The sequence below is a fragment of the Streptomyces marinisediminis genome, assembly GCF_026262575.1.
Lineage (GTDB): Bacteria > Actinomycetota > Actinomycetes > Streptomycetales > Streptomycetaceae > Streptomyces > Streptomyces marinisediminis.
This window is the reverse complement of the sequence record NZ_JAPKFL010000121.1, coordinates 1-415: the sequence shown is the minus strand read 5'-3', so window position 1 is coordinate 415 and position 415 is coordinate 1. Positions and strand designations below refer to the sequence as shown.

Sequence of the window (415 nt, the reverse complement as noted above, 5' to 3'; positions counted from 1 at the left end):
GCCGGAGCCCTGGTCGTTGAGCACGCGCACCGAGACCAGGTCGACCTTCTTGGCCACCCCGTAGGTCTGGCCGCCGACGGTGCCCGCGACGTGCGTGCCGTGGCCGTTGCCGTCGTTGCCGTTGCCCCCGAAGGCGTCGAAGCCGAAGCTCGCGCGCCCGCCGAAGTCGTTGTGGCCGTGGTTGATCCCGGTGTCGATGATGTAGGCGGTGACGCCGTCACCCGCGGAGTCCGGGTAGGTGTAGCTGTTGCTCAGCGGCAGGTTCGGCTGGTCGATCCGGTCCAGGCCCCAGGTGGGGTTGGGCTGGGTCGCCGCCAGCGAGACCTTCTGGTCCTGCTCGACCGCGGCCACCGCCGGGTCCGCCGCGAACCGCTTCGCCTCGGCCTCCGACAGCTCGACGGCGTAGCCGTTGAGC

Annotated in this window: 1 protein-coding gene; it reads right to left on the bottom strand. The window is 71.1% G+C overall.

Annotated features, from left to right (window positions below):
- On the bottom strand, nt 1–415 hold a 415-nt coding region (locus OSB71_RS24340; RefSeq protein WP_265950962.1), incomplete at both ends, for a S8 family serine peptidase.